Source organism: Microcoleus sp. S36b_A4, assembly GCF_036700645.1.
Classification (GTDB): Bacteria; Cyanobacteriota; Cyanobacteriia; order Cyanobacteriales; family Microcoleaceae; genus Microcoleus.
The window spans coordinates 1-1775 of sequence record NZ_JAUBPI010000211.1; the positions used below are offsets into that span (position 1 = coordinate 1).

Sequence of the window (1775 nt, forward strand, 5' to 3'; positions counted from 1 at the left end):
ACCCCTCAGACATCGCCGTCCTGAATAGGCAGAATGATTGTGTAATCACGCAGCATATTAAATAATCTATTATGACTCTTCACCCCCGCAACTGGTCATCGATTCCAGAAATGACAGCAACTGTTGCACGAACCTCCTTTCCCAAAGGAAATCCATATATGAAAATGCGCGACGAACTCGGAGTGTTGTACGAAGATACTGACTTTATCACCTTGTTTCGAGCCGACTGTGGTCAAAGTGCTTTATCACCAGGGCAATTAGCATTAATCAGTGTGATGCAATTTGCCGAGGGATTGACTGACCGACAAACAGCAGAAGCAGTGAGAAGTCGTATAGATTGGAAGTATGCTTTGGGACTAGAAATTACTGATAGCGGCTTTGATTATTCAGTTTTAAGTGAATGGAGAAGTCGGTTAATTGCTGCGGGACGTGAAAGTCAATTACTCGATAAAATGCTAGCACATTTTCAAGATAAGGGATGGCTCAAAGCCAGAGGGAAAGCCAGAACAGACTCGACCCATGTCATCGGAGCCATCCGTAAAATGAACCGCCTCGAATGCGTTGGAGAAACTTTACGTCATGCTTTAAATCAGCTAGCAACTGTGGCTGATGAATGGTTATTAACAGTAGTTAATCAGGATTGGTCTGAGCGTTATGGCACGAGATTTGAGCAATATCGCTTGCCGAAATCTGAAACCGAAAAACAAAGCTTGCTATTGACTATTGGCTGTGATGGTCATCACTTATTGTCGGCTTTGTATGACCCTTTGAGTCCTGAATGGTTACGTCAGCTCAAAGCTGTAGAAATTTTACGCTGTGTCTGGATACAGCAATATGGGTGGTCGTCCGGCAAAGTTTATTGGCGATCAGCTGATAATTTACCGCCCCACAAGCAGTTAATTACTTCCCCTTATGATATCGAGGCTCGCAATCGGACAAAAAGAGATACCAATTGGACAGGTTATACAGTACATCTTACAGAAACTTGCGATCGAGATTTACCTCATCTAATTACGAATGTTGAAACGACACCTGCAACCATTGGAGATGTCGAAATGACTCAGGTGATTCATCAAAGTTTAGCTGATAAACACTTGTTACCACAAGAACATATTGTTGATACTGCTTATGTTGATGCTCAGCACTTGCTCACGAGCGAAACACAATTAGGTATTGAGCTCCTTGGCCCTGTACCGCCTGACTCTAGTTGGCAAGAACAAGCTAAGCTGGGCTTTGAGCTTTCTTGTTTTAAGGTCGATTGGGAGCATCGCCATGCTACTTGTCCGCAGGGCCACATCAGCAAATCTTGGCATCAACGCTCGGATAATTATGGCAATCCGACCATTCAAGTACGCTTTCGTCGGCCCGATTGCGCTGCTTGTCCTGTTCGCTCTCAATGTACTCATTCGCCGACCCATGCCCGTGTTCTGACTCTCAAACCTCAACCTCTTTATGAAGCTTTAGCCAAGGGTAGGGCCAGACAACATACCCTCGATTTTAAGCAGCGTTATGCCTTACGGGCTGGTGTTGAAAGTTCCCTATCTCAAGGAATTCGTGTTTTTGGTTTGCGCGACGCTCGTTACATGGGTCTTGCCAAGACTCGTCTACAACATATTGTGACTGCTGCGGCGATGAATCTGTCAAGAATGTGGGCGTTTTGGCGTAACATTCCGATTGGCTTGACCCGTGTGTCTCGTTTTTCGGCTCTTTTTCCCTCTGCCTCATTGTAGTTTTTTTTCCATGATTATGGGATGTTTGGTTTCACCCTTTTTTAA

1 protein-coding gene is annotated in these 1775 nt (G+C 44.7%); it reads left to right on the top strand.

Annotated elements, in window-relative coordinates; translation table 11 throughout:
* Window positions 1-71: 71 nt before the first annotated feature.
* The gene (locus QUA03_RS28820; protein WP_333217139.1) at window positions 72-1730 is read left to right on the top strand and encodes an IS1182 family transposase; all 1659 of its coding nucleotides are present in this window, start codon (window positions 72-74) and stop codon (window positions 1728-1730) included.
* The last annotated feature ends 45 nt before the right edge of the window (window positions 1731-1775 follow it).